This is a genomic window from Bacillus sp. YC2 (genome assembly GCF_019891195.1).
Lineage (GTDB): Bacteria > Bacillota > Bacilli > Bacillales > Bacillaceae > Bacillus.
In genome coordinates, this window is the sequence record NZ_JAHXDO010000003.1 from 160,046 (window position 1) to 180,955 (window position 20,910).

23 protein-coding genes are annotated in these 20,910 nt (G+C 46.5%); 11 read left to right on the top strand and 12 right to left on the bottom strand.

What is annotated here, in order from left to right:
• Window positions 1-112 precede the first annotated feature (112 nt).
• Entirely contained in the window at window positions 113-2,251 is a 2,139-nt protein-coding gene (locus tag KY305_RS07505; protein ID WP_223062134.1) for a transglycosylase domain-containing protein, read from the bottom strand.
• Window positions 2,252-2,376: 125 nt separating this feature from the next.
• Between KY305_RS07505 and hmoB the strand changes: the two genes are divergently transcribed.
• From hmoB to KY305_RS07520, 3 genes are all read left to right on the top strand, one after another.
• Window positions 2,377-2,877, top strand: a complete 501-nt coding sequence (hmoB, locus tag KY305_RS07510; RefSeq protein WP_223062007.1) for a heme-degrading oxygenase HmoB — start codon at window positions 2,377-2,379, stop codon at window positions 2,875-2,877.
• A 114-nt stretch (window positions 2,878-2,991) separates the two neighbouring features.
• Window positions 2,992-4,377, top strand: coding sequence for a hypothetical protein (locus KY305_RS07515; protein WP_223062008.1), 1,386 nt, complete (start codon window positions 2,992-2,994; stop codon window positions 4,375-4,377).
• A gap of 123 nt (window positions 4,378-4,500) precedes the next feature.
• Window positions 4,501-5,631, top strand: a complete 1,131-nt coding sequence (locus tag KY305_RS07520) for a M20 family metallopeptidase (RefSeq protein WP_223062135.1) — start codon at window positions 4,501-4,503, stop codon at window positions 5,629-5,631.
• Between the two features lie 19 nt (window positions 5,632-5,650).
• Here KY305_RS07520 and KY305_RS07525 read toward each other — a convergent pair whose 3' ends face one another.
• From KY305_RS07525 to ecsA, 3 genes are read right to left on the bottom strand one after another with little or no spacing between them, the layout of a single operon-like run.
• Window positions 5,651-6,352, bottom strand: coding sequence for an EcsC family protein (locus tag KY305_RS07525; protein WP_223062009.1), 702 nt, complete (start codon window positions 6,350-6,352; stop codon window positions 5,651-5,653).
• A gap of 46 nt (window positions 6,353-6,398) precedes the next feature.
• The gene (locus tag KY305_RS07530) at window positions 6,399-7,625 is read right to left on the bottom strand and encodes an ABC transporter permease (protein ID WP_223062010.1); all 1,227 of its coding nucleotides are present in this window, start codon (window positions 7,623-7,625) and stop codon (window positions 6,399-6,401) included.
• On the bottom strand, window positions 7,618-8,361 hold the full coding sequence (ecsA, locus tag KY305_RS07535; RefSeq protein WP_223062011.1) for an ABC transporter ATP-binding protein EcsA: 744 nt from the start codon (window positions 8,359-8,361) through the stop codon (window positions 7,618-7,620). Before ecsA ends, KY305_RS07530 begins: the two co-directional genes overlap by 8 nt.
• A gap of 487 nt (window positions 8,362-8,848) precedes the next feature.
• On the opposite strand from ecsA, the gene KY305_RS07540 reads away from it, so the two are divergent.
• From KY305_RS07540 to KY305_RS07550, 3 genes are all read left to right on the top strand, one after another.
• Entirely contained in the window at window positions 8,849-9,286 is a 438-nt protein-coding gene (locus tag KY305_RS07540; protein ID WP_223062012.1) for an HIT family protein, read from the top strand.
• 136 nt (window positions 9,287-9,422) lie between these two features.
• Window positions 9,423-10,502: a 3-phosphoserine/phosphohydroxythreonine transaminase gene (serC, locus tag KY305_RS07545; protein WP_223062013.1), complete on the top strand. Its 1,080-nt coding sequence runs from the start codon at window positions 9,423-9,425 to the stop codon at window positions 10,500-10,502.
• Between the two features lie 121 nt (window positions 10,503-10,623).
• On the top strand, window positions 10,624-11,142 hold the full coding sequence (locus tag KY305_RS07550; protein WP_223062014.1) for a tryptophan transporter: 519 nt from the start codon (window positions 10,624-10,626) through the stop codon (window positions 11,140-11,142).
• Between the two features lie 58 nt (window positions 11,143-11,200).
• Here the strand turns inward: KY305_RS07550 and yhzF are convergent, their stop codons facing one another.
• Window positions 11,201-11,392, bottom strand: a complete 192-nt coding sequence (gene yhzF, locus KY305_RS07555) for a membrane protein YhzF (RefSeq protein ID WP_223062015.1) — start codon at window positions 11,390-11,392, stop codon at window positions 11,201-11,203.
• Window positions 11,393-11,510: 118 nt separating this feature from the next.
• On the opposite strand from yhzF, the gene KY305_RS07560 reads away from it, so the two are divergent.
• Both KY305_RS07560 and KY305_RS07565 read left to right on the top strand, forming a co-directional pair.
• Window positions 11,511-11,867 (top strand): YtxH domain-containing protein, encoded by a 357-nt coding sequence (locus KY305_RS07560; protein ID WP_223062016.1) that lies wholly within the window; start codon window positions 11,511-11,513, stop codon window positions 11,865-11,867.
• A gap of 178 nt (window positions 11,868-12,045) precedes the next feature.
• The gene (locus KY305_RS07565) at window positions 12,046-12,657 is read left to right on the top strand and encodes an HTH-type transcriptional regulator Hpr (RefSeq protein ID WP_223062017.1); all 612 of its coding nucleotides are present in this window, start codon (window positions 12,046-12,048) and stop codon (window positions 12,655-12,657) included.
• On the opposite strand, the gene KY305_RS07570 is transcribed toward KY305_RS07565, so the two are convergent.
• Window positions 12,654-12,995, bottom strand: coding sequence for a YhaI family protein (locus KY305_RS07570; protein ID WP_061521442.1), 342 nt, complete (start codon window positions 12,993-12,995; stop codon window positions 12,654-12,656). The two genes, KY305_RS07565 and KY305_RS07570, sit on opposite strands and share 4 nt — an antisense overlap.
• A gap of 210 nt (window positions 12,996-13,205) precedes the next feature.
• Here KY305_RS07570 and KY305_RS07575 point away from each other — a divergent pair, with 210 nt between their 5' ends.
• On the top strand, window positions 13,206-13,736 hold the full coding sequence (locus KY305_RS07575) for a DUF3267 domain-containing protein (RefSeq protein ID WP_223062018.1): 531 nt from the start codon (window positions 13,206-13,208) through the stop codon (window positions 13,734-13,736).
• A gap of 60 nt (window positions 13,737-13,796) precedes the next feature.
• The gene (locus tag KY305_RS07580; protein WP_003155245.1) at window positions 13,797-14,015 is read left to right on the top strand and encodes a hypothetical protein; all 219 of its coding nucleotides are present in this window, start codon (window positions 13,797-13,799) and stop codon (window positions 14,013-14,015) included.
• A gap of 56 nt (window positions 14,016-14,071) precedes the next feature.
• Here KY305_RS07580 and yhzE2 read toward each other — a convergent pair whose 3' ends face one another.
• Window positions 14,072-14,158: a sporulation protein YhzE2 gene (yhzE2, locus tag KY305_RS07585; RefSeq protein ID WP_003155248.1), complete on the bottom strand. Its 87-nt coding sequence runs from the start codon at window positions 14,156-14,158 to the stop codon at window positions 14,072-14,074.
• Window positions 14,159-14,283: 125 nt separating this feature from the next.
• Window positions 14,284-14,370 (bottom strand): sporulation protein YhzE1, encoded by an 87-nt coding sequence (gene yhzE1 / locus KY305_RS07590; RefSeq protein WP_003327753.1) that lies wholly within the window; start codon window positions 14,368-14,370, stop codon window positions 14,284-14,286.
• A 159-nt stretch (window positions 14,371-14,529) separates the two neighbouring features.
• Here yhzE1 and KY305_RS07595 point away from each other — a divergent pair, with 159 nt between their 5' ends.
• Entirely contained in the window at window positions 14,530-15,384 is an 855-nt protein-coding gene (locus tag KY305_RS07595) for a peptidylprolyl isomerase (RefSeq protein WP_223062019.1), read from the top strand.
• Window positions 15,385-15,422: 38 nt separating this feature from the next.
• On the opposite strand, the gene KY305_RS07600 is transcribed toward KY305_RS07595, so the two are convergent.
• The 4 genes from KY305_RS07600 to KY305_RS07615 all read right to left on the bottom strand — a co-directional run bounded on the left by KY305_RS07600 (window position 15,423) and on the right by KY305_RS07615 (window position 20,893).
• A complete protein-coding gene (locus KY305_RS07600) occupies window positions 15,423-15,650 on the bottom strand; it encodes a sporulation YhaL family protein (RefSeq protein WP_214800719.1) in 228 nt (75 codons plus the stop codon).
• Window positions 15,651-15,767: 117 nt separating this feature from the next.
• Window positions 15,768-16,712, bottom strand: a complete 945-nt coding sequence (yhaM, locus tag KY305_RS07605) for a 3'-5' exoribonuclease YhaM (RefSeq protein WP_223062020.1) — start codon at window positions 16,710-16,712, stop codon at window positions 15,768-15,770.
• A gap of 72 nt (window positions 16,713-16,784) precedes the next feature.
• The gene (locus KY305_RS07610; RefSeq protein ID WP_223062021.1) at window positions 16,785-19,670 is read right to left on the bottom strand and encodes an ATP-binding protein; all 2,886 of its coding nucleotides are present in this window, start codon (window positions 19,668-19,670) and stop codon (window positions 16,785-16,787) included.
• Window positions 19,667-20,893, bottom strand: coding sequence for a metallophosphoesterase family protein (locus KY305_RS07615; protein ID WP_223062022.1), 1,227 nt, complete (start codon window positions 20,891-20,893; stop codon window positions 19,667-19,669). The genes KY305_RS07610 and KY305_RS07615 overlap by 4 nt, the downstream gene beginning before the upstream one ends.
• Between the last annotated feature and the right edge of the window lie 17 nt (window positions 20,894-20,910).

A 20,910-nucleotide genomic window follows, 5' to 3' on the forward strand; every position in this document is an offset into this window, starting at 1 on the left:
CCTTTCCTCCTGCAACCATACGTTCGTGTTCTTCGCCCATTACACTATACCTTGTTTTTTTAAAATGGTATAGAATTGAGGCGTAATGTTCAAAAAATCGCCGAATTCGCCTTTAAGAAGAAAAGAGCTTCGGCTGAACGTATTCGGTCCCCTTCCCTTCTTGTTTCGTCTGTGTATTATAAGGAACCACTTTGTATGAAGCCCCCGAAAACAGATTCGCATACGGAATGTCAAAGCTGCCTTTGCCTTTTACGGAATCCAGAAGCTTGTCTTTTCCGTCTTTCTTCACATATATTCGGTAAACAACCCGCTCATCCTCTTGGGCATCCCATTTTAATGCGACCGTAAACAGCCCCATTGCCTTAAATGTATAGCGGGCTGACAGGGATGCGACAGGCTTCAGCTTGATCGGGCTGCCCAGCTCTTTTACATTGTCCGGTTTTTTAAATGCCCCGCCGCTTTCGCCTGCTCTCGTGATGATGTCCTTAAACAGTCTGACCGGATACTGGCTTCCGCCTTTTAGGTAATGGGTCGTATCCGTTTTGTCATACCCCATCCATATAGCTCCCGTAAGACTCGGACTGTATCCCGCAAACCAGGCGTCCTTCGTCGCACCCGAGATGCCTGTGTATGAGGTGGTGCCGGTTTTTCCCGCCAGATCGCCTTGATAGCTTCCTTGTGAAGCGGTGCCTTTTTTTACGACCTGCTGAAGCATCCTCGTCATATTCCAAGCCGTCTGTCCGCTGAACACACGCGTTTTGCCGCCTTTATGTTCAGCTGCGGTTTCTCCGTCTTCATCTGTTATTTTCACAATAAAATGCGGCGCCGTATAGATGCCGTTTGCCGCAAATGTATGATAGGCTCCGGCAAGCTGAAGCGGAGTGACGCCTTTTGACAGACCGCCGAGTGCGATCGCCAGTCCGTTGTCAGGAACGTTCATCCCGTTTTTCTCCAAATACGACTTCCCCGTTTCCACGCCGATTTCCTTCAATGTCCAGACAGCGGGCGCATTTTTGCTGTATGTAATCGCATCTTGCATTGTTACCTCGCCAGCATATTGCCCGTCATAATTTTTCGGCTCGTATCCGTCATATGATTGCAGTTTATCTTGAAGGAGGGAATACGGTTTAAATTTGTTTTCCTGCATGGCCGGTCCGTACACCACAAGCGGCTTAAACGTTGAACCCGGCTGCCGCGGCGCCGTCACACGGTTATATCCCTTCGTCACATAATCCCGTCCGCCGATCGCCGCCCTGACGCCTCCTGTCTTATTATCGATAAAGACGGCGCTTCCTTCGGCTGATTGATCCGTCCCCGGAAAATAGCCGTTTTCCTTCATGAGCGTATAGGCCGTTTTTTGCAGCTTGGAATCAAGCGATGTTTGAATCATATAACCGCCTTGCAGCAGCTGTTCGCCTGACATCGAATATCGATTTTCCGCTTCCTTGATGACGAGATCGATATAGCTGTCAAACCAAGGCGTTTCAGATGTTTTTTTGATGTGCAGCCCCAACGTCTGCCCCTCGGCCCTGACGGCCTCTTTTGCGCTGATATAGCCTTGATCGTTCATCATCGCGAGAATCGTGTCGCGCCGTTCTTTATTTTTGTCAGGATGCTGAATCGGCGAATACAGGGAAGGGCCCTTCGGAATTGCCGCCAGCACCGCGCCTTCTGCAACAGTTAAATCTTTTACCTCTTTATTGAAATAATAATGGGACGCCGCTTGGATGCCGTAGACGCCGTGTCCGAAATAAAGCTGGTTGAGATACATTTCAAGCAGCTTGTCCTTGCTGTAATCGCGCTCAAGATTAATCGCGATAATGACTTCTTTCGTCTTTCGCAAAAAGGTTTTATCATTTGTCAGAAAGATATTTTTCGCCAGCTGCTGGGTGATCGTGCTCCCGCCTTCCACCTTGCTGCCAGCTAAAATATCGCGGAAAACCGCCCGTCCGACAGACTTCACATCAATGCCGTGATGTTCATAAAACCGTTTATCCTCAACAGCGATAAACGCTTCTCTGACATCCATCGGAACGTCCCGAATCAATACCGGTTCACGGTTCTCCGTATAAAGGCTCGCAATCTCATCGCCGTTTTGGTCCACGATTTTTGATGAAGCATGAAGAATCAGTTTTTTTTCGTCGATGACATAATGGCCGAGAAAAATAATGATAATATATCCGATTAACGCGAGAAAAGCGGTTGCAGCTGCAATTACTAATGGTATAAAGAGTTTCTTTTTCTTTTTCAGCGTGAGTCACCTCGCCTTTCTTAACCTGTAGTATGGGAAATATTGTTTTGAATTATGTCAGAATGAGTCGCCAATAGAAACTTATACCACTCTTTTGATATACTAGCAAGCAGGAGGTGGCTGATATGAAAGTTTATATTACATATGGGACAGCCGATTTTTTAAAGACGATTGCAAAGAAACATCCGGATGAGAAGATGGTGCTGATGCAGGGTGAAGAAAATGCGATTTTAATCCATGAGACAAACGGAGAAACCGTTTTTCAGGCGCCTCATTCATATGAAATCGTTGACAGCGTCGGAGAAATCAAACATCCGGGCTATGCGGTGCTGAACAATATCGCCGTTACTCAGGAAGGCAGACCGCTGTTTGAAAACAGGTTTAAAAACCGTGCCGGCAAAGTCGAAAATGAAACCGGCTTTGAAGCCATTCGCGTGTTAAGACCGCTTGATGGCGATACGTATGTCATCCTTACCTTGTGGGAAAAAGAAAAAGCCTTTCAGGACTGGCAGGAGTCAAGCTCCTATCAAGAAGCCCATAAAAAACGCGGAACATCAGCCGGTATGGACACTACGTCCATTTTTTCACGCCCTTCTTATGTAACCGCTTATTATGCAATAGACTAACCCGCCGGAGACTTTCCGGCTTTTTTTATGTCCTGTTTTTCCTCATACTCCTTTGCACCATCCGCCCGCCTATGAATAACCTGTAGCAATCAATTTGTAAACGGGGTGGTTCAATTGGAGATCGGCGCCTTCTCGGTTCATCTGCTTTATATAGCATTTATCGCAGCCATTATTGTATTTATGCTGCTTAGAAAAGATACAACCTTTATCTCTCTGGCCGGTATTTTTGTGATTGCGTTATGGACGACGCATTCTTTCTCCGCTTCGGTCAGCAGTTTATTTCACAGCTTTACGTATGCCGCCGGGGAATTGCTGCCGACCATTTTTATCATCTGTTTTATTGTGTCGATGAGCGGCATTTTAACCAAGACGGGTATTAATGAAGCGATGATTTCTCCATTTGCGCGGCTGATGAAGGGGCCGGCTGTCGCATATTGGTTGATCGGCTGCCTGATGTTTGTCATCTCCCTTTTTTTCTGGCCGTCTCCCGGAATCGCTTTAATCGGCGCTGTTTTGCTTCCTGCAGCGATCCGTGCGGGCCTTTCGCCGATCGCCGCTGCGATGGCGATGAATCTGTTCGGCCACGGATTTGCTTTATCAGGTGATTACGTTATTCAGGCGGCGCCGAAATTGACGGCGGATGCCGCCGGAATTCCCGTCGGCGATGTCATGCGGGCAAGCATTCCGCTCGTCTTGATCATGGGGCTGACAACGACAATCACCGCTTTTTTTATCGTCATGCGCGACCGAAAAAAAGCGCAGCCCTCCCTGTCATTCAGCAATTCTGATTCTCAGGATACAAGTCTGTATTTGCCGAAAAAACTCAGGGTTTTTTTCGCGTTTTTGATTCCCCTTGTTTTTCTTGCTGATATTGTCTGCATGCTTGTGTATCGCCTTCAAGGAAATGACGCCACCGCATTAGTCGGCGGAACGGCAATCGGCATCCTCCTTTTCGTCCATTTCATTGTTTATAAACAAAGAAATTTAGAAAAGATCACTGGATATTTTATCGGCGGTTTTCAATTCGGCTTTAAGGTTTTCGGCCCCGTGATCCCGATTGCGGCATTCTTTTATCTCGGTGATGCTGGCTTTGAGAGTATTCTGCACACCCCTCTCCCGCAGGCGTCGGCGGGAATCGTAAACGATCTCGGTTTGGCATTATCCCGCTCCTTCCCGATGTCCGGGGAATTTGCCGGGATTGCCCTCACGGCAGTCGGAGCTATAACAGGGCTTGACGGCTCAGGGTTTTCCGGCATTTCCCTTGCCGGGTCGATGGCAAAGCTGTTTTCGGCGGCACTTCATACCAATCCTGCGGTTTTAACGGCGCTGGGCCAGCTGTCGGCGATCTGGGTCGGAGGCGGAACATTGGTCCCATGGGCTCTTATCCCCGCTGCGGCGATTTGTAAAGTAGACCCTTTTGAGCTGGCGAGGAAAAACTTTCTCCCCGTCACCGTCGGTCTGATCGTCACCACAATCGCCGCCATCATCATTTTGCCGTAGCGGAATGATTGAAATCTTCTGACTTTTTCTATACAATCATGAGAAAAGCAGACGAGGGGGCTATCGCTTTTGACGACACTTCAAAAAAGCTTACATGAACAGCTTGACGCGTTATATGAGGAAATGGTTGAGATGAGGCGGCACCTTCACATGAATCCCGAGCTTTCCTTTAAAGAGAAAAAAACGCCGGCATTTATCGCCTCGTTTTACGAAAGGCTCGGCGTCCCCGTCCGTACGAATGTGGGAGGAAACGGTGTTGTCGCTTATATCGAGGGCCGCGAACCCGGACCGGCTGTTGCGCTGCGTGCGGATTTTGACGCTTTGCCTATCCAGGATGAAAAAGACGTGCCCTATGCGTCACAAGTTCCCGGCGTCATGCATGCCTGCGGCCACGACGGCCATACGGCAGCTCTGCTTGCGGTCGGAAAAGTCCTTTATCAAAATCGGGATAAGCTGAAAGGGACATTTGTGATGATTCACCAGCATGCCGAAGAATTTTCTCCGGGCGGTGCGAAACCGATGATTGAGGATGGCTGCCTGGAGAATGTCGATGCTATTTTCGGCACTCATTTATGGGCCACTGAACCTGTCGGAACGATTTTATGCCGCTCTGGCGCAGTGATGGCCGCAGCTGACAGATTCACCATTAAAGTGCTCGGAAAAGGCGGCCACGGCGCGATCCCTCATGATACGAAGGACGCCATTTTAATCGGCTCGCAAATTGTCACTGCCCTTCAGCATATTGTCAGCCGCCGGGTAAACCCGGTGCAGGCGGCCGTCATTTCAGCAGGATCTTTCGTCGCTGAAAATCCATTCAACGCAATTGCTGATCAGGCAGAGATAACCGGCACCGTCCGATCGTTTGATGAAGATGTCCGCGATCTGCTTGAAACAGAAATAGAAGCTGTCGTCAAAGGAATCTGCGCCATGCATTCCGCTTCTTATGAATACCGTTTTAACCGCGGCTATCCGGCAGTCGTTAATCACCCTGAGGAAACGGCTCACGCAGCCTCCGCCGCCAGTGAAACAGAAGGCGTGACAAACGTAGCTGAAGGGGAGCCGCAAATGGCTGGTGAAGATTTTGCCTATTATCTGCAAAACGTAAAAGGCACATTCTTTTTTACAGGCGCCGCGCCTGAGAATGCGGAACACATTTATCCCCACCACCACCCGAAATTTGATTTCAATGAAAAAGCGATGCTTACGGCTGCCAAAGTGCTCGCCGCCGCAGCTGTGAGTTATCCCCGTGCATAATAAAAAAGCAGCCGGTACCTTACGTACCGGCTGCTGCAATTCTTAAATGAAAAACATGCCTCGCCGTCTCGCCAAGCTGAGACAAAAGCTTATAATTGGCCGCTCCGCCTACTGCGGCTCCGACGACCGGCAAAAGCTGAAACAATTTCACGACGTCCAGATAGTCCCGGTATTCCTGCTGAAACACTCTCCAATCCATATCGTGCTGTTTTGAGTCCCAATTTTCAAGAATTGAAAACACGCGTTTCCGCTGTTCGCCGCTGGAGAAAGCAAGCTGAAAAATGAACAGTAAAAACAGTCTTTCATCTCGTTTTTCGACATCGAAACCATATATGGAAGATAGATCGAATAAACATTTCATTTTAATGGACAACAGCAGCGGAAAATCAGCTATCCCTAAAAAGATGCCGCCGGCTCCCGTGCCGATTCCTTCCGCAGCCGCGATCTTTTGATAAGAAGCGATCGTTTGTCTGGCGAGAGAATCTTTTTCCTGAAGAGACATACCGCTTGTATCCCGCCTCGCCTTGATCAGATTTGATCCCGCCATCGTCGCTTCCGTCATTTTCTTAATGCTTTCTGTAATCGCGGCATGAATCTTTTCCGGGATTCGCTCGTTTATTTTCCCTTGCATCCCTTTAGAAAACCGCTCAAACATGGAATCCTTTCGCAAAAATCGCGTTTTCCATTGCAAAGCTTCCTGCAGCAGCTGATCGTCGGTCATTTACGTCTCCTTCTTTCATTGAGGTTTGTCTCAAAAACCGGCTTGATCACAGCTTTCCGTATTTTTTCAGCCTTCCGCCCATATATGAAGGCAAAAGCGCATAGATGAGAACGGCTGAACCGACAGCGGCATACAGCGCTCCGGTCATGCCCGCCGCATAGCCTGATGCAGCAGAAAGCAGCAGCGCCTGCACGGCTAATACCGTCTTCATTAAAGAAAAGAAGCTTTTCAGCTTAATGTTTTGCCTTACGGGATACAGCTCCTGCAGTGAGAGATGATGAAAGTGCCCGAAAAGCGGCAGAAGCTGAATGCCGGTGATAAAGATAGTAAATACCGTCAAAGCAGCCGTCATCCACGGATTGGAAGAAACGAGCATAATAATCAGTATAAAGATCACCGTGAGCCTGACTTGAATGCCTAAATAATCGTTTGAGCGCAGAAAAGCCCGCGCATACATGTAGGAGAACGTTTTTCGCTGTTCAAACGGGATCATCCTGAGCAAAAAGTCGAGATATGCTCTGCGTTTCGCCTGTTTTTTCAGATGAGGCACATCTGTAAACAGATTGGCTATTCTGTAAAACCGCTGTTTCCGTCTCAATTCATATTCAATATGAGCTTCCCATTTTAACGATTTATGTTTTGCGGCCGAGGTGAAATACACATATAGACCCGCCATTACGGCATATACGGCAATCGCGTACCCATAAAACGATTGTAATATGAAGTATAGAAGCAGCATATTGCAGATAAAACGAATGACTGCATCCATCAGTTTCATGCTTCTGTCATTCATAAACGTCATCCGCCACTCCATCGCCTGATTCCACGCTTTCACCGCCAGCATTTGAATGAAAACAGCCGCATAAGCCGTTAGCGACGCGCCGGGGCTGACAGCGAAATAAAGAGGCATACATACAAGTGAAAGAGCAATAAGCGGAAAAAGTTGCGACAGATAGCTGTACCTGAACGACTGCTTAAAATAAGTCCCCATTTTCGGTTCAAGGGGCAGTAAAAAAACGAGATCAGCTTCCTTTAATAGTGTCCGTACGTACGAGCCGGTCAAGACAAATGAAAACAGCACGGCCATCACCCAAAATGACGGGAAATGGGCAGGAATGTCTTTTACCCACTTGCTGTACCAGCTCGCGGCGCCGGCAATGAAAAAGATCAGTACAATGACGAGATGATCATTGAGCATATATTTCATGTACATCCTTGTTTCCTTTATATGCTCTTCAAGCCGCGACTGCCAAATAGTAGACATATTATTCATGGCCGGCGTCTTCCTTCGTCAGCTCAACATACAAATCATCAAGTGCGGCGTCTTTCATGCCGAACTGCTCTCTCAGCTCCTGCAGCGTTCCGCTCGCCCGCACCTCGCCGTTATGCAGAATGATGAAAGCGTCACAATATCGTTCTGCCGTTGCCAAAATATGTGTAGACATCAGCACGCTTGCTCCGGCCTTTTTCGCGGCGTCCATCCGCTCCAATAACGCATGAATCGCCAGCGGATCAAGCCCGAGAAACGGCTCATCAATGATATAAAGCGACGGCTCGGCGAGAAATGCGCACATGATCATTACTTTCTGCTTCATTCCTTTGGAAAAATGCGCCGGAAACCACTTCAGCCTTTTTTCCATTCTGAATTCTTTGAGAAGCGGGGGAAGCCTTTTTTCCAGCGTTTCTTTTGAAAGGCCGTACGCCATGGCCGTTAATTCCAAATGCTCCTTGAGCGTCAGCTCTTCATACAGCACCGGTGTTTCAGGGATATATGTAAATTGCGAACGGTAGCTTTCTTTATCTTCGGAAAACGTTTTTCCGTTCAGCTCGATCGAGCCTTTATGCGGATCCATTAAACCGATAATATGCCGGATCGTCGTGCTTTTGCCTGCACCGTTCAATCCGATTAACCCGACAATCTGGTTCGGCTCCAGGGTAAATGAAACATTTTTTAAAACCGGGTTTCTCGTGTAACCGCCGGTTAAGTCTTTTACCGATAGCAGAGACATAATTTCTCCCCTTCTGATTCGTTTTTCTTCATAGTACCAAAAATAAAGTCTGATTTGAAACGATTCCCTTTTTTCTAATGTAAAAAAGCGCACATATCTATACTTTATATGGACATCATAATGTGTGTAGAAGGAAACAGCTTTAATCAACTGAAAATGAGGTGTTTGTTAAAGACGTCTTAGAACAGTTGGATGAAAATCAACATGTCCCATGCTTACTATTTCTTCACTCACTGCTTTGATGATGTTCTTCAGAAATGATGAAATAATCAAATGAGGTGTTTGTCCCAGGAATCAATAAGCATACCCATAAGTCTTCATTTTAAAAACAAATGAGGTGCTTACCAAAGGCATATATTTTCTGCGATAAAGCCTGTACTTCTGCAATCAGGATGAACGCTCAGCCGTTCATCCTGTTTTCTGTTTTCAGCGGTTTTGTGGTACGATGAGATTATACATATATTTCATTTTAGGGAGGAACCCATCCATGCATAAAGCGGACGATTGTATTTTCTGTAAAATCATATCCGGTGACATTCCGTCTTCAAAAGTATACGAAAATGAACACGTCGTTGCGTTTCTTGACATCAGCCAGGTGACGAAAGGCCACACCCTCGTCATTCCGAAAACACATATTGAAAACGTGTACGAGTTTACACCGGAGCTTTCTAAAGAATATTTTGAAGCTGTGCCGAAAGTCGCGCGCGCCATTCGTGATGAATTTGAGCCGATCGGGCTGAACATTCTTAATAATAACGGTGAAAAAGCCGGCCAATCGGTATTCCATTTTCATATTCATATTATTCCGCGTTACGGAAAAGGCGACGGTTTCGGAGCCGTCTGGAAGACACATACCGAAGACTATACGCCTGACGACCTGCAAACGATCGCGTCCTCTGTCAGAAAGCGCCTTGCCTCATCTTGATGATGAGGTTTTTTTACGTCCGAAAAAATAAAAAACTTAAACAATTCTAATTTTTTATATCAAAAAATACAAAAAATTGTGATAGGATTATTTTATTATTTTTTAACTAAAGCGGAAACAGGGAGAGATCGAAATCATGGAACGTACAACTAATTTCAACGCAGGACCGGCAGCCCTTCCTTTAGGTGTGCTGCAAAAAGCACAGAAAGAATTTGTCAACTTCAATGAAAGCGGCATGTCCGTCATGGAGCTGTCTCACCGAAGCAGCGAATATGAGGCGGTGCATCAAAAAGCGAAAAGCCTTTTAAAAGAGCTGATGGGCATTCCGGACGATTATGACATTTTGTTCCTCCAAGGCGGCGCAAGCCTTCAATTTTCAATGCTGCCGATGAACTTCTTAACACCTGATAAAACGGCTCATTTCATCGTGACAGGCGCTTGGTCTGAAAAAGCCCTTGCCGAAGCGAAGCTGTTCGGGCAAACATCGGTGACAGCAACGAGCGCAGATTTAAACCACAACCATATCCCGGAAGCTGACCTCACCGGAATCAATGACGGCGCCTACTTGCACATTACGTCCAACAACACGATTTTCGGGACGCAATGGAAGGAGTTCCCGAATTCGCCGATTCCGCTCGTGGCCGATATGTCAAGCGACATTCTGAGCAGAAAGATCGACGTCTCCAAGTTTGACGTGATTTACGGCGGAGCCCAGAAAAATCTCGGGCCGTCCGGTGTCACAGTTGTCATTATGAAGAAAGCTTGGCTTGAAAAAGAAAATGAAAACGTTCCTAAGATCCTGAAATACTCTACGCATACAAAAGCAGACTCGCTGTATAACACGCCGCCGACATTTGCGATTTACATGCTGAGCCTCGTCCTTGAATGGCTGTCTGAAAAAGGGGGCGTTGAAGCGGCTGAACAACGGAATCAGCAAAAGGCTGATATCATTTACAGCGCGATTGACAAAAGCGGCGGCTTTTATGCCGGCCATGCTGAAAAGGACAGCCGATCTCACATGAACGTGACATTCACGCTTCGCGAAGACAGCCTTACGAAAAAATTCGTTGAAGAAGCGAAAGCCGCTAAAATGACGGGACTCGCCGGACACCGCTCTGTCGGCGGCTGCAGAGCGTCCATCTACAACGCAGTCAGCCTGGCTGATTGTGAAAAACTGGATCAGTTTATGAGAAAGTTCCAGCAGGAAAACGAATAAAAATTCTTCTATCAAAACGGTTCCTTTGATATACTGTTTGCATATCAATATTTCCGGCCATCGCAATAAATGACGAGCATATTATTGGATGGCAAGAAAGCTTAGCAGAGGAGAGCATAGTATGAAAACAAAAGAATTAGTCATTATGGCCCTGTTTGCGGCAATCGGGGCGGTGCTTCATTCCGTCATGCCGCCTGTATTATTCGGGATGAAACCCGATATGATGCTTGTGATGATGTTTATGGGAATCCTGTTATTCCCCCGGGTGCAGAACGTACTGATGATCGGGATTGTGACGGGAATCATTTCCGCGCTTACGACATCATTTCCGGGCGGCCAGTTTCCGAACATCATTGAAAAACCGGTGACGGCGTTTCTGTTTCTCGCGCTGGTGCTGCTGATCAAAAAGAGCGCTAAAACAGCTTCGGCTGCGGTGATTACGGTGATCGGCACATTCATTTCAGGAATGATCTTTTTAGGATTGGCCCTGCTCATCGTCGGTCTGCCCGGCGGATTCACAGCCCTTGTACTTGCGGTCGTCCTTCCGGCTGCAGCGCTGAACGGCATTGCCATGATCATTATGCATCCGATTGTGCAAACAATCTTAAGACGGTCTAATATGCTGGAAACGGCGAAATAATCGCATACCTAAACCTCTTCCGCTCCGGAAGAGGTTTTTTAATGTGTTTCGGCATGTTTCATAACAGAAGTTTTGTGAAAAAAATAAGGAACAATGTGAGGGCGGTTCCTGTTGAGCAGACAATGGCTTTTTGACGGACGACCCGCTTCGGCGGATAAGAAGCGGCTTGGCCGAGCAATTTCAGGTAATAAACGGCGCCCGCCGCAAAAATAAGAGCCATACAAGATAAAACAATCATAAAGACAGACAACCTTCTCCCTCCTTTTCCCTTAAAAAATATGCTAAAATAAAGCAAGCTATGTATAGAAGTTTATTCTTCTGAACAAAAATGATAAAAGCTTGTGAGAAAAAAAACGGGGTGATTTCAAATGGCTGACGGACGTTCCCTTTTAACAGGCCTTTTCGTAGGCGGATTGATCGGAGGAGCGGCAGTTTTACTTTCGGCTCCTTCATCCGGGAAAGAGCTGCGGGGCAAAATTAAAGAAAATTGCAATTCCATTGAGGACACGATTAAACGGTTAAAAACAGACGGCAAAGCGCTGAAGGACCAGCTTGTCCAAACGGCGAAAGAAAGCGCTGAAGTCATTAAAGACGTAGGCGGAGAATTGCAGACGAGCATCAAAAAGTGGCAGGAGGAAATCAAGCCGCACCAGCAGGATCTCCAAAAGGAAATCGCTGATATTGAAGAAAAAATCAGACAGCTGGAGAAAACCTTACAAAACTAATATCCTATCCAATCAAAAAAAGTGCGGACACATTGCGTCCCGCACTTTTTTCTTGTACTTAAAGCCTTTGCCAGCAACGGATCAAGAATTTATTATAAAATTCTTAAATTTTCATCTTTATTAATCTTTATTTTATTGGCATAATAGAGAAAAAGAAAATGAGAAGCAGGTGATCGGATTGAATCGTGTTGAACCGCCTTACGATCTAAAAGAAGCACTGATCTACACTCAAAAAATGGCGCAGCTGTCAAAAGCCCTTTGGAAATCAATAGAAAAGGATTGGCAGAATTGGCTGAAACCGTATGACCTTAATATCAATGAGCATCATATTTTATGGATTGCTTATCAGCTTAAGGGAGCATCGATTTCTGAAATCGCAAAATTCGGGGTCATGCACGTATCAACGGCATTTAATTTTTCGAAGAAACTTGAAGAACGCGGGTATTTGAAGTTTTCCAAACGGCTGAATGACAAACGAAACACGTACATTCAGTTAACCGAAGAAGGTGTAAATGTATTCGAAAGTCTGCTTGAGGAGTTTGACCCGACGAGAAACGCAGTTTTTAAAGGCTCTCAGCCTCTTTATCACTTATTCGGGAAGTTCCCGGAGGTCGAGGAATTAACTTGTGTCATCCGCCACATTTACGGTGATGATTTTATGGAGATATTCGAAAAATCACTGACGAATATTAACAATGATTTTGAAAGTGAAGACGGAAAGCTGAAGAAGAAAGCGGGCGAACAGGCCGTCCATGAAACAGCAGAAGAACTGGAACCGATAAACAGTTAATCAAAATGCTTCATGATCTCAATAAATTCTTCCATCAGCGCAGTATAAAGCCCCTGCTCGTACAGAGCAAAAATAGTTTCATGGACATCTAATTTTTCGTTCAGCTGTCCCGCAAAAAGCGCAAGGAGCTTATCGAATGTCACAAAACCTTGCGCTTTTTGCGACCTCAGCTCGTCCTCTAACTCGCGGCATATCCGCCCGACCTCTTCCCCTTCCTCTTCGGTCAGCCCTTTTTCAATCATCATCGCATAAAAAGGGTACTTATCCATATCTACCGTTTTCACCAGCAATTGTATGTAATATTCTAACCGCCCGATACGCTGATCCATTGAATCCATCCGTTTCACTTCTTTCTATCTTTAATCTTATTTTAGCTGATAATGCATGGAGAAGAAAGCTTTAACCGTACATTTCCATGTTTCACCGGTCTCTTCTCTCCTTCCCTCACAGGGTTTATTTTTTTCTCTAAAAAAGGATTGATTTTTTCTCCCGAAGAGAGTAAATTATTTTGAGATTGTATTCCATCATTGTACGGAAGGATGACTCTGATGAATTGCTGGAAAACCATTAATCTGGTCAAAGATTATGGTGCGGTTCGTTTACTATTAACTGCTGTAGGTTTTATGATCCTGTTTTTTATATCTAACTTTTTAGCGTTTGGGCTTTTGCGGCCGAATATCAGTTTAAATGACGGTTACGTACCTCTCTTTTGCGTTTTGCTTGTCGTTACTTTATTTTCACATAAAGTCATACATGTCCTGCCGATGATCTGCAAAAAAAGAAAAAAGGAAATGAAGATGGATTTTTTGCGGATGCCGACATGGAAACGGATACCGAGAACGACCATGCTGATTTCAACGGTAAGCCCGTTTTTATTGATCACGCCGGTGTTATTTTATGCCGGGCTGGCGTTTCCGAGCCACGCCCATTATTTTTATATGATTTCAAGCATCCATGCAGGCTACTGCCTGCCCGATCTTCTGTTTGCGCTGCATTTGATGAAAGCGCCCAAATCATGCTTAATCGATCAGGAATCCGACGGTTTCGATATTTTAGTAAAAAAATTGCCGGAGTCTTGATGTCCCGCTGATTTTTCAGCTTACATTCTATCTTTTTCAATAAATATTTGGTAATGTAATATGGGAGCAGTTCAGAGAGAGGGGGAATCTCCCATTATTTTATTCTATTTTATCGTGGCTGCCTTGTTTATCCTTTATTTCATAAACAGGCTCACAAATACATTATGCCTTGTCAGAGAGATTCCTGAAGACCGGCAGGATAAGGTATTCCGCTTTATTAACGTATCTATTTTAATTTTATTGATCTCTTCTTTTGTCGAGATCTCCTTTACTGTCTAAATGGGCAAAAAAATATGGCTGCCGGCGTATAACGCGGACAGCCATATTTTTTTGCCCTAGTACAGCCAAGAAGCGCCGATGATGATCAATAAGATGAATAGCACGACCAACAATGCAAAACCGCCTGCAAATACTTCACCCATCTAAAAAAGCACCTCCTACAAAACGTTTTATTTTTCCAATTACATCATATGCAGTGAACTGCTGAAACGATTAGGCGCCCTGGGATAGAAAAGGGACCGCTTTTAGAAAAAGCGATCCGACTCGCTTAATAAATGTACGCTGCACCTACGATAATAAGCAAAATGAACAGTACAACGAGCAGCGCAAAACCGTTTGAATATCCTCCGCTCATGGTTCATTACCTCCTTTTCTTGATCAATATATTTGTATGTATCAGGAAAAAGTTTGACTAGACGAATGCCCTTTATTTAAAATCTTTTTACAGAAAGCCACAATATGTTATGATACGCATATGCAATTTAATTTGGAATGATTAGGAGTGTTTAAAGGAATGAAGAAAATCGCAATAGCAGCTATTACGGCGACAAGCGTCCTGGCTCTCAGCGCTTGCAGCAGCGGTGACAATGACGTGATTGCCAAGACGGATGCCGGCAATGTAACGAAAGGCGAGCTCTACACGAATATGAAAAAAACAGCAGGAGCAAGCGTCCTGACACAGCTCGTACAAGAAAAGGTATTAGCAAAAAAATACAAAGTATCAGATAAAGAAATCAATAACAAGCTGGATGAGTATAAAACACAGCTCGGCGACCAGTATACTGCCATGAAACAACAGTACGGCGAAGACTACCTGAAGGATCAGGTGAAGTACGAACTGCTCGCCCAAAAAGCGGCGAAAGACAACATCACGGTGACAGATGCCGACACGAAAGAATACTATGACGGCTTAAAAGGTAAAATCCGCGCAAGCCACATCCTTGTTGCTGACAAAAAGACGGCTGACGAAGTGGAGAAAAAGCTGAAAAAAGGCGAGAAGTTTGAAACGCTTGCGAAAGAATACTCAACTGACAGCTCCAAAAGCAACGGCGGCGATCTCGGCTGGTTTGATAAAAAATCAATGGTTTCAGCATTCAGTGACGAGGCATTCAAGCTGAAGGTCGGACAAGTCAGTGATCCTGTAAAAACGAAGTTCGGCTACCATATCATTAAAAAGACAGAAGAACGCGGCAAATATAACGACATGAAAAAAGAACTGAAACAAGAAGTTCTTGATCAGAAATTAAACGACAACACAGCTGTACAAGCAGCGATTCAGAAAGTCATGAAAAAAGCTGACGTAAAAGTAGAAGATAAAGACTTGAAAGACACATTTAATACAACAAGCAGCTCAAGCTCTTCTAAATAAAAAACTGTGCAGGCTCTTCGCGAGCCGCACAGTTTTTTTTATGCGATCGAATGATTGGAGTTTTCTTCAGCTTCGCCGTTATCATGTTCAGGCGCTGCCAAACGGCGCTCCCGTTCTTGCTCCATCCGTTCGATATAGATTCTCCCTTCCTTTTCAATAAACGACTGATCGAGCTTTTCCTCCTCTTTCGCTGTGGCGAAAAGCTTATAGGCGCTGAAAATAATTCCGATAATGCAAAGGTACACCCACCATGGAAAAAATAACACGGCGTTTTCCTCCCTTTTTACGTAGAGTCTTTACTCTAAGCTATGCGGGAGAAAGACAAGTTATGTGAGACTGATATAAAAAAAGGACCGATCACGGGGATCCGTCCTTTTTTCTGCTTATTGATGAAAAGTCGGTTTGTAGAAAGAGCGGTTTTCAAGCGCAAAGACGCGCTCTGTATATTCGCCCGGTTTGACACGTTCAAGCGCTCTGTCCATCATGATCATTTTCGCATCAAGGTTGTCAATGTAATGCAGAATTTCCGCTTCTTTCACCATCGGCGGTTTCGGGCTCCCCCATTCCGCTTTTCCGTGATGGCTCAAAATTAAATGCTTCAGGATTAACACCTCTTCAGCATCAATTTGAAGCTCTTCAGCAGCTTTTGAAAGCTCTGTCACCATGATTGAAATGTGCCCGAGCAAATTCCCTTCCACCGTGTACGTTGTGGATACAGGGCCTGAAAGCTCTTTTACCTTGCCGAGATCATGCAGAATCACGCCGGCATACAATAGGTCACGGTCAAGCGACGGATATAAATCGGCAATCGCTTCAGCCAGCTTCAGCATGGAAACGACATGATACGCAAGCCCTGAGACGAACTCATGGTGATTTTTAGCAGCAGCCGGATAATCCATAAACTCAGCGGCGTATTTTTTCACCAGATGTCTTGTAATCCGCTGGATGTTCGAATTTTTCATTTCAAAAATATATTGAGTGATGAGATCCATCATTTCATCTTTTGGCATCGGCGCTGTTTCAAGAAAATCGTCAATGCTGACATTTTCATGTTCACCTGCGGGCCGGATGTTTCTCAGCTTGAGCTGGTTGCGCCCCCGGTAATGATGAACGTCCCCGATCACTTTCACAATCGTCTGCGGCGCATATGTCACTTCATCGCTTTGCTTGGCATCCCACAGCTTCGCTTCGATATCCCCCGATTGGTCTTGCAGCATTAACGTCAAAAACGGTTTTCCGTTGCTCGCAATTCCTTTCGTCGAGGATTTAATCAGTAAATATTGTTCGACCTGCTCGCCAACCTCGTGCAGCATAATACCTTTTGCCATTCTATTAAAGCTCCCTCCATATCTTACATAATACCAGTATAGCACATACCTCTTTTTAGAAAATAAACTCTTTTATGACAGCAGCTGCATGACATTTTCGCTTTGAAACGACTGTCTGACATGCTCATGGCAGGTGAAATAAAGCACCTGCCGCCCGCCTTCTGTCAGATGCTCCAGCGCATCAAACAGCCGCGTCAGACGCTGTCTGTCAAAATGGACGAAACTGTCATCCAGTAAAAACGGAAGTGACACGGCAGAGTCCCGCTCTGCCGCAAGGGCAAAGCGGATGGCCGCATAAAGCTGCTCGCACGTTGCTTGTGACAGCTCTCCGGCAGAAAAGACGGCTCCGTCCTTCCGCATGACCATAATGGAGTCATCCGCCTCGGAGAAATAAATTCTCTCATAGCGGCCGCCGGTAAGCGGTTCGAATAACGTTCCCGCCGTTTCTAACAGCCGCGGAAGCGTGACTTTTTTATGCCGCTCTATTTTTTGCCTGATCACATGCCGGATCGTTTGCAGCGCAGCCCACTCCTTAGCCGAGTGTTTGACGCGCTCCCTTTGCATTTCCGTCTGCTGCTTTAAGTCGGATACAAGTCCTGAAGCCTCCAGCTGCTCCTGCTTAACCGCGAGCAAAGCGATTTGCTCACGGAGATGTCCGGCTTTATCCTCAAGCTTTTCTTTCGCTTCCTGTTTCCGAATGAGCATACTTTCCAGCTCAGGTACATTGCGGCTCAGGTGCGGTTTTAATTCCGCACCGCTTATGCCTGACAATTGCGTGTTGATCTCATGAAGCTTGCGTTCTGTTTCTTGGCGGCTTTCATTCAGCTTGGCCAGCGCACAAAACTGTTCACGTTTTTTTGCGCCCGCCGCCTTAAAAAGCTGTTTTACCTGTTCCTCATAGTAATGAATTTCTTCGTTCAATTCACGCATTTGCTCTTCTGTATGCAGCAGATCCGTTTCAAGCGCCTGTTTGCGTTTCGCAGCCTCGCGCGCCCGTTCTCCCTGTGCGAGTAAAGTATGCAATGTTTCTTTTACGGACAGCTCTTGACCGCTTAATGATTCGCTTAGCTTGCGGACGCGTTCTTCAAACGCCCGTTGAAGCTTTTGCAGCCTGCCCGCTTCAATGGTCAGCTCGTGCTTTCGCCGGATTTCGTTCTTCACGTCTTTCATTAGATGATATACGTCAAGAAGGCAGGACGGGTCGCCTGTAAATCCCAGCTCCTTCATAAAACGCTCCGCTTTTTGTTGGAACGGCGCCATTTCGGCTTCCCATTCTTCATATTGGCGGATGATTCTTTCGTACGCGGCTTCTTTCTGCTCAAGCACGGCGCGATCCGCGATCAGCTGCTGTCTGTGCTGATCGTCACGCCAAAGCTCTTCCTGCAGCAGGTCAGCCGCTTCTTTTGACATCAGCTGCTCCCGCTTTTGAAGGCCGGTCTGGTTTCTCTCTGGCGGCGCTGATTTTTGTTTGCCTAACAGGAAGTACAGCAAAAGAGCGCCGAGACATACGGCAGCGGGAAGCCATTCCTTTAACATGATGAAAATGGCAATGACCAGAATGCCCGCACCGAGAAACAGTTTTTTTTGTTTGGCCCGCTGTTTTTCCAGCAGCTGAAGCTGAGTCTGCAGTTCATGCCCTTCTGTATCTGCCGTTTGCTTATACGCTTCTAAAGCGGCTTCTTTTTCTTTTCTGACAGCCGGATCAACTATATTTGCCGCTGTCATATCATGCTTTCGCTCGGCTTCCTCCAGCTCCAGCCGTGCTTGTTCGAACATGTCATCGAGCTGTGATTTCCTGTCTCTCGCTTGTCCGGCGTTTTGTGAGGCCTCTTGCAGCTGCCATTCATACTCGTATGCGGTGTTTAACGAAAGAATGTCCTCTTCCTCCCGTTTGCCGAGCTGCTGTAAGCCTGAAGCAACGCGGGCAGATGTTTGCCGGAGCCGGGCTTGAATGGCGGCAAGCTGCTCGCCGCGGGATTGGTACATATGCTGTTCACTTGACAGCTCCTGTAAAATCCGCTCATTCTGTAACATGTCTTCATCCGGAGCGAGCTGATCGGCCTGCCGTCGGATTTCCGCCGCTTTTGCCCGAAGCGCTTCAAGCCGCGCCGCTTTCGGATGGAGATGCGATTCGTATTTTTCAAGCTGATGCATCCCGTCGCCGGGGAATAGCTTCAGTGATTCAGGATAGGAGGCAAGCTCGCTCTCCAGCGCTGTTTTTTGATCTTCAAGCGGCTTGACTGCAATTGCCGTTTCTACCATTCTGATCTCTTCAGATAACGCCGCCAGCTCTGCTGCTGCATCATGCAAACGGGCGCCGGCATTGTTTTTCTCCTCAAGGAGCCGGTGATAACCTGCTTCCGCTGATTCTGCCTGTTTAAGCTTTGCGGCAAGCTGCTTTAATGTTTCCAGCTCTTGGTTTAAGCGGGGATTCCGCCCGTTAGGTTTATAAATTCGGTCCAGCTCTTTAGCCAGCCTGCTATCAAGCTTTGATACCGCCTCTGATCCGAATAAGCTGGAAAACAGCAGAAACTCGCCGATTTTGTCACGATTGAAGGCATGAATCTCCTGAAGCCCGAATACATCAAAAGCATATATCGCTTCGTATAACGCCCGGTCTGTATTTGAAAGAAGCTGTTTTAGCCATTCCCCGTCCTTTACCTCGCCTGCGGACGTGTAGACTCTGATTTTTTCAGCCGCGCCTTTTGTCCGTTCAATTTTCAGCGCACCGTATGTTTCATGATTCAGTTCCACAACGCCGCCGTAGACGCCGCCGTTTTTCGGTTCATATTTTTTTGACTTCGGGAAACCGAACAGCACGCTTTTGATAAAGGACATCATTGTCGTTTTGCCGGCTTCGTTTAGTCCGTAGATGACTTGTACAGGAGGTGCTGCCAGCTGAAAGGTTTGATTGGAAAACTTTCCGTACTGATAAATATGAAGCGCCGTTATGTTCATGTTCCAAGCTCCTTCATCTGGTGTTTCAGCACGGTTTGTGCCTGCTGCTTAATGTCCCGTATATCCTCATCTGCAAAGGAAGGCATCTGCCTCCGGTACACGGGATGGCGCTCCAGTGCTTCGAACACTTCGTTCATGTCCCCGCACTGCTCGATGTCTTGAAACAGCCCTCCAAAAAACGGGTCAATCGGCTGACCGCTGTTTTTTTGATCTGTCCGATCCTCAATCGCAAGCGGCCAGACGAAACATTCCTCTTCCGCCTCTTCTTCCTGTAAGGCGGAAAGAAGCTCTTCTGTGATGCCGATTGGCGCCTCTGTCCAAAAACGGGGCGATTCACCGCACAGCACAAGCTTGACACACGCCGGACGGCCTGCCGCGCGCAAGCCGGCAAACGCGGATGACACTGCTTTCATAAGAGACGTCATCTGTTCAGCGCCTGAGATATCAAGCTCAATTTCTTCCCACAAAATATCGTGCGCTTGTTTAAACTCATAGGAAATGTCTCCGTTTGTCACCCGGACGAGATAATATCCTTTAGGCCCTGTTTCCTTCAAATGGCGGGCTTGAATATTGCCGGGATAGATGGCTGCCGGGTGACGGGAGGAAAGGACCTGCCGCTTATGAATATGTCCGAGCGCCCAGTAATCCATGCCGCTTTTTTCGAGATCTTCTTTCGTAAACGGGCTGTACGGATCATGGCCCTCCGCTCCTGATAACGTGCCGTGCAGCATGCCGATATGAAAGGGTGCGCCGGTTGCTTTTCGGTAACGTGCGGCCTGATTGACCGTCACGGTTCTTTCCGGATAGCTGCATCCGTATATGCTTGCCGTAAGCTCTCCGTTTTTAAAATAGGATTTTTCCTCAGGTATATCTGATGTGAAAATATGTACGTTTTCGGGCCATTCAATCGGTGTCCAGTCACCGCCCAAGTGGTCATGGTTTCCGAAAATGACGAACACTTGGATTTCCGCCTCTTGTAATCTTGTAAACTGTTTTCTTAAAAAAAGCTGGGCTTTTAAGCTTCTGTTGGCTTCGTCAAACAAATCCCCCGAAAGCAGCACGAAATCTGCTTTTTCCCGGAGAGCATCGTCTATAAGCCGGGTGACGCTGTGAAAGGTGCTTTCTTTAATGCGGGCATATACCGGTTCAGGCAGATGCGAGATGCCGTAAAATGGGCTGTCGAGATGCAGGTCGGCGGCGTGAATAAACGTCAAATCAGCCATCGCGCCCTCCCCTTTCT

Bases quoted from the DNA above. Each gene is read 5' to 3' on its own strand.
- yhzE1 (WP_003327753.1), bottom strand. From the start codon at position 14,370: ATGAGCGGAGGATATTCAAACGGTTTTGCGCTGCTCGTTGTACTGTTC.
- KY305_RS07595 (WP_223062019.1), top strand. From the start codon at position 14,530: ATGAAGAAAATCGCAATAGCAGCTATTACGGCGACAAGCGTCCTGGCT.
- KY305_RS07550 (WP_223062014.1), top strand. From the start codon at position 10,624: ATGAAAACAAAAGAATTAGTCATTATGGCCCTGTTTGCGGCAATCGGG.
- KY305_RS07570 (WP_061521442.1), bottom strand. From the start codon at position 12,995: ATGGATTCAATGGATCAGCGTATCGGGCGGTTAGAATATTACATACAA.
- yhaM (WP_223062020.1), bottom strand. From the start codon at position 16,712: ATGGCAAAAGGTATTATGCTGCACGAGGTTGGCGAGCAGGTCGAACAA.
- KY305_RS07560 (WP_223062016.1), top strand. From the start codon at position 11,511: ATGGCTGACGGACGTTCCCTTTTAACAGGCCTTTTCGTAGGCGGATTG.
- KY305_RS07615 (WP_223062022.1), bottom strand. From the start codon at position 20,893: ATGGCTGATTTGACGTTTATTCACGCCGCCGACCTGCATCTCGACAGC.
- yhzE2 (WP_003155248.1), bottom strand. From the start codon at position 14,158: ATGGGTGAAGTATTTGCAGGCGGTTTTGCATTGTTGGTCGTGCTATTC.
- hmoB (WP_223062007.1), top strand. From the start codon at position 2,377: ATGAAAGTTTATATTACATATGGGACAGCCGATTTTTTAAAGACGATT.
- KY305_RS07540 (WP_223062012.1), top strand. From the start codon at position 8,849: ATGCATAAAGCGGACGATTGTATTTTCTGTAAAATCATATCCGGTGAC.
- serC (WP_223062013.1), top strand. From the start codon at position 9,423: ATGGAACGTACAACTAATTTCAACGCAGGACCGGCAGCCCTTCCTTTA.
- KY305_RS07525 (WP_223062009.1), bottom strand. From the start codon at position 6,352: ATGACCGACGATCAGCTGCTGCAGGAAGCTTTGCAATGGAAAACGCGA.
- KY305_RS07580 (WP_003155245.1), top strand. From the start codon at position 13,797: ATGGGAGCAGTTCAGAGAGAGGGGGAATCTCCCATTATTTTATTCTAT.
- KY305_RS07520 (WP_223062135.1), top strand. From the start codon at position 4,501: ATGGTTGAGATGAGGCGGCACCTTCACATGAATCCCGAGCTTTCCTTT.
- KY305_RS07575 (WP_223062018.1), top strand. From the start codon at position 13,206: ATGAATTGCTGGAAAACCATTAATCTGGTCAAAGATTATGGTGCGGTT.
- ecsA (WP_223062011.1), bottom strand. From the start codon at position 8,361: ATGTCTCTGCTATCGGTAAAAGACTTAACCGGCGGTTACACGAGAAAC.
- KY305_RS07610 (WP_223062021.1), bottom strand. From the start codon at position 19,670: ATGAACATAACGGCGCTTCATATTTATCAGTACGGAAAGTTTTCCAAT.
- KY305_RS07530 (WP_223062010.1), bottom strand. From the start codon at position 7,625: ATGAATAATATGTCTACTATTTGGCAGTCGCGGCTTGAAGAGCATATA.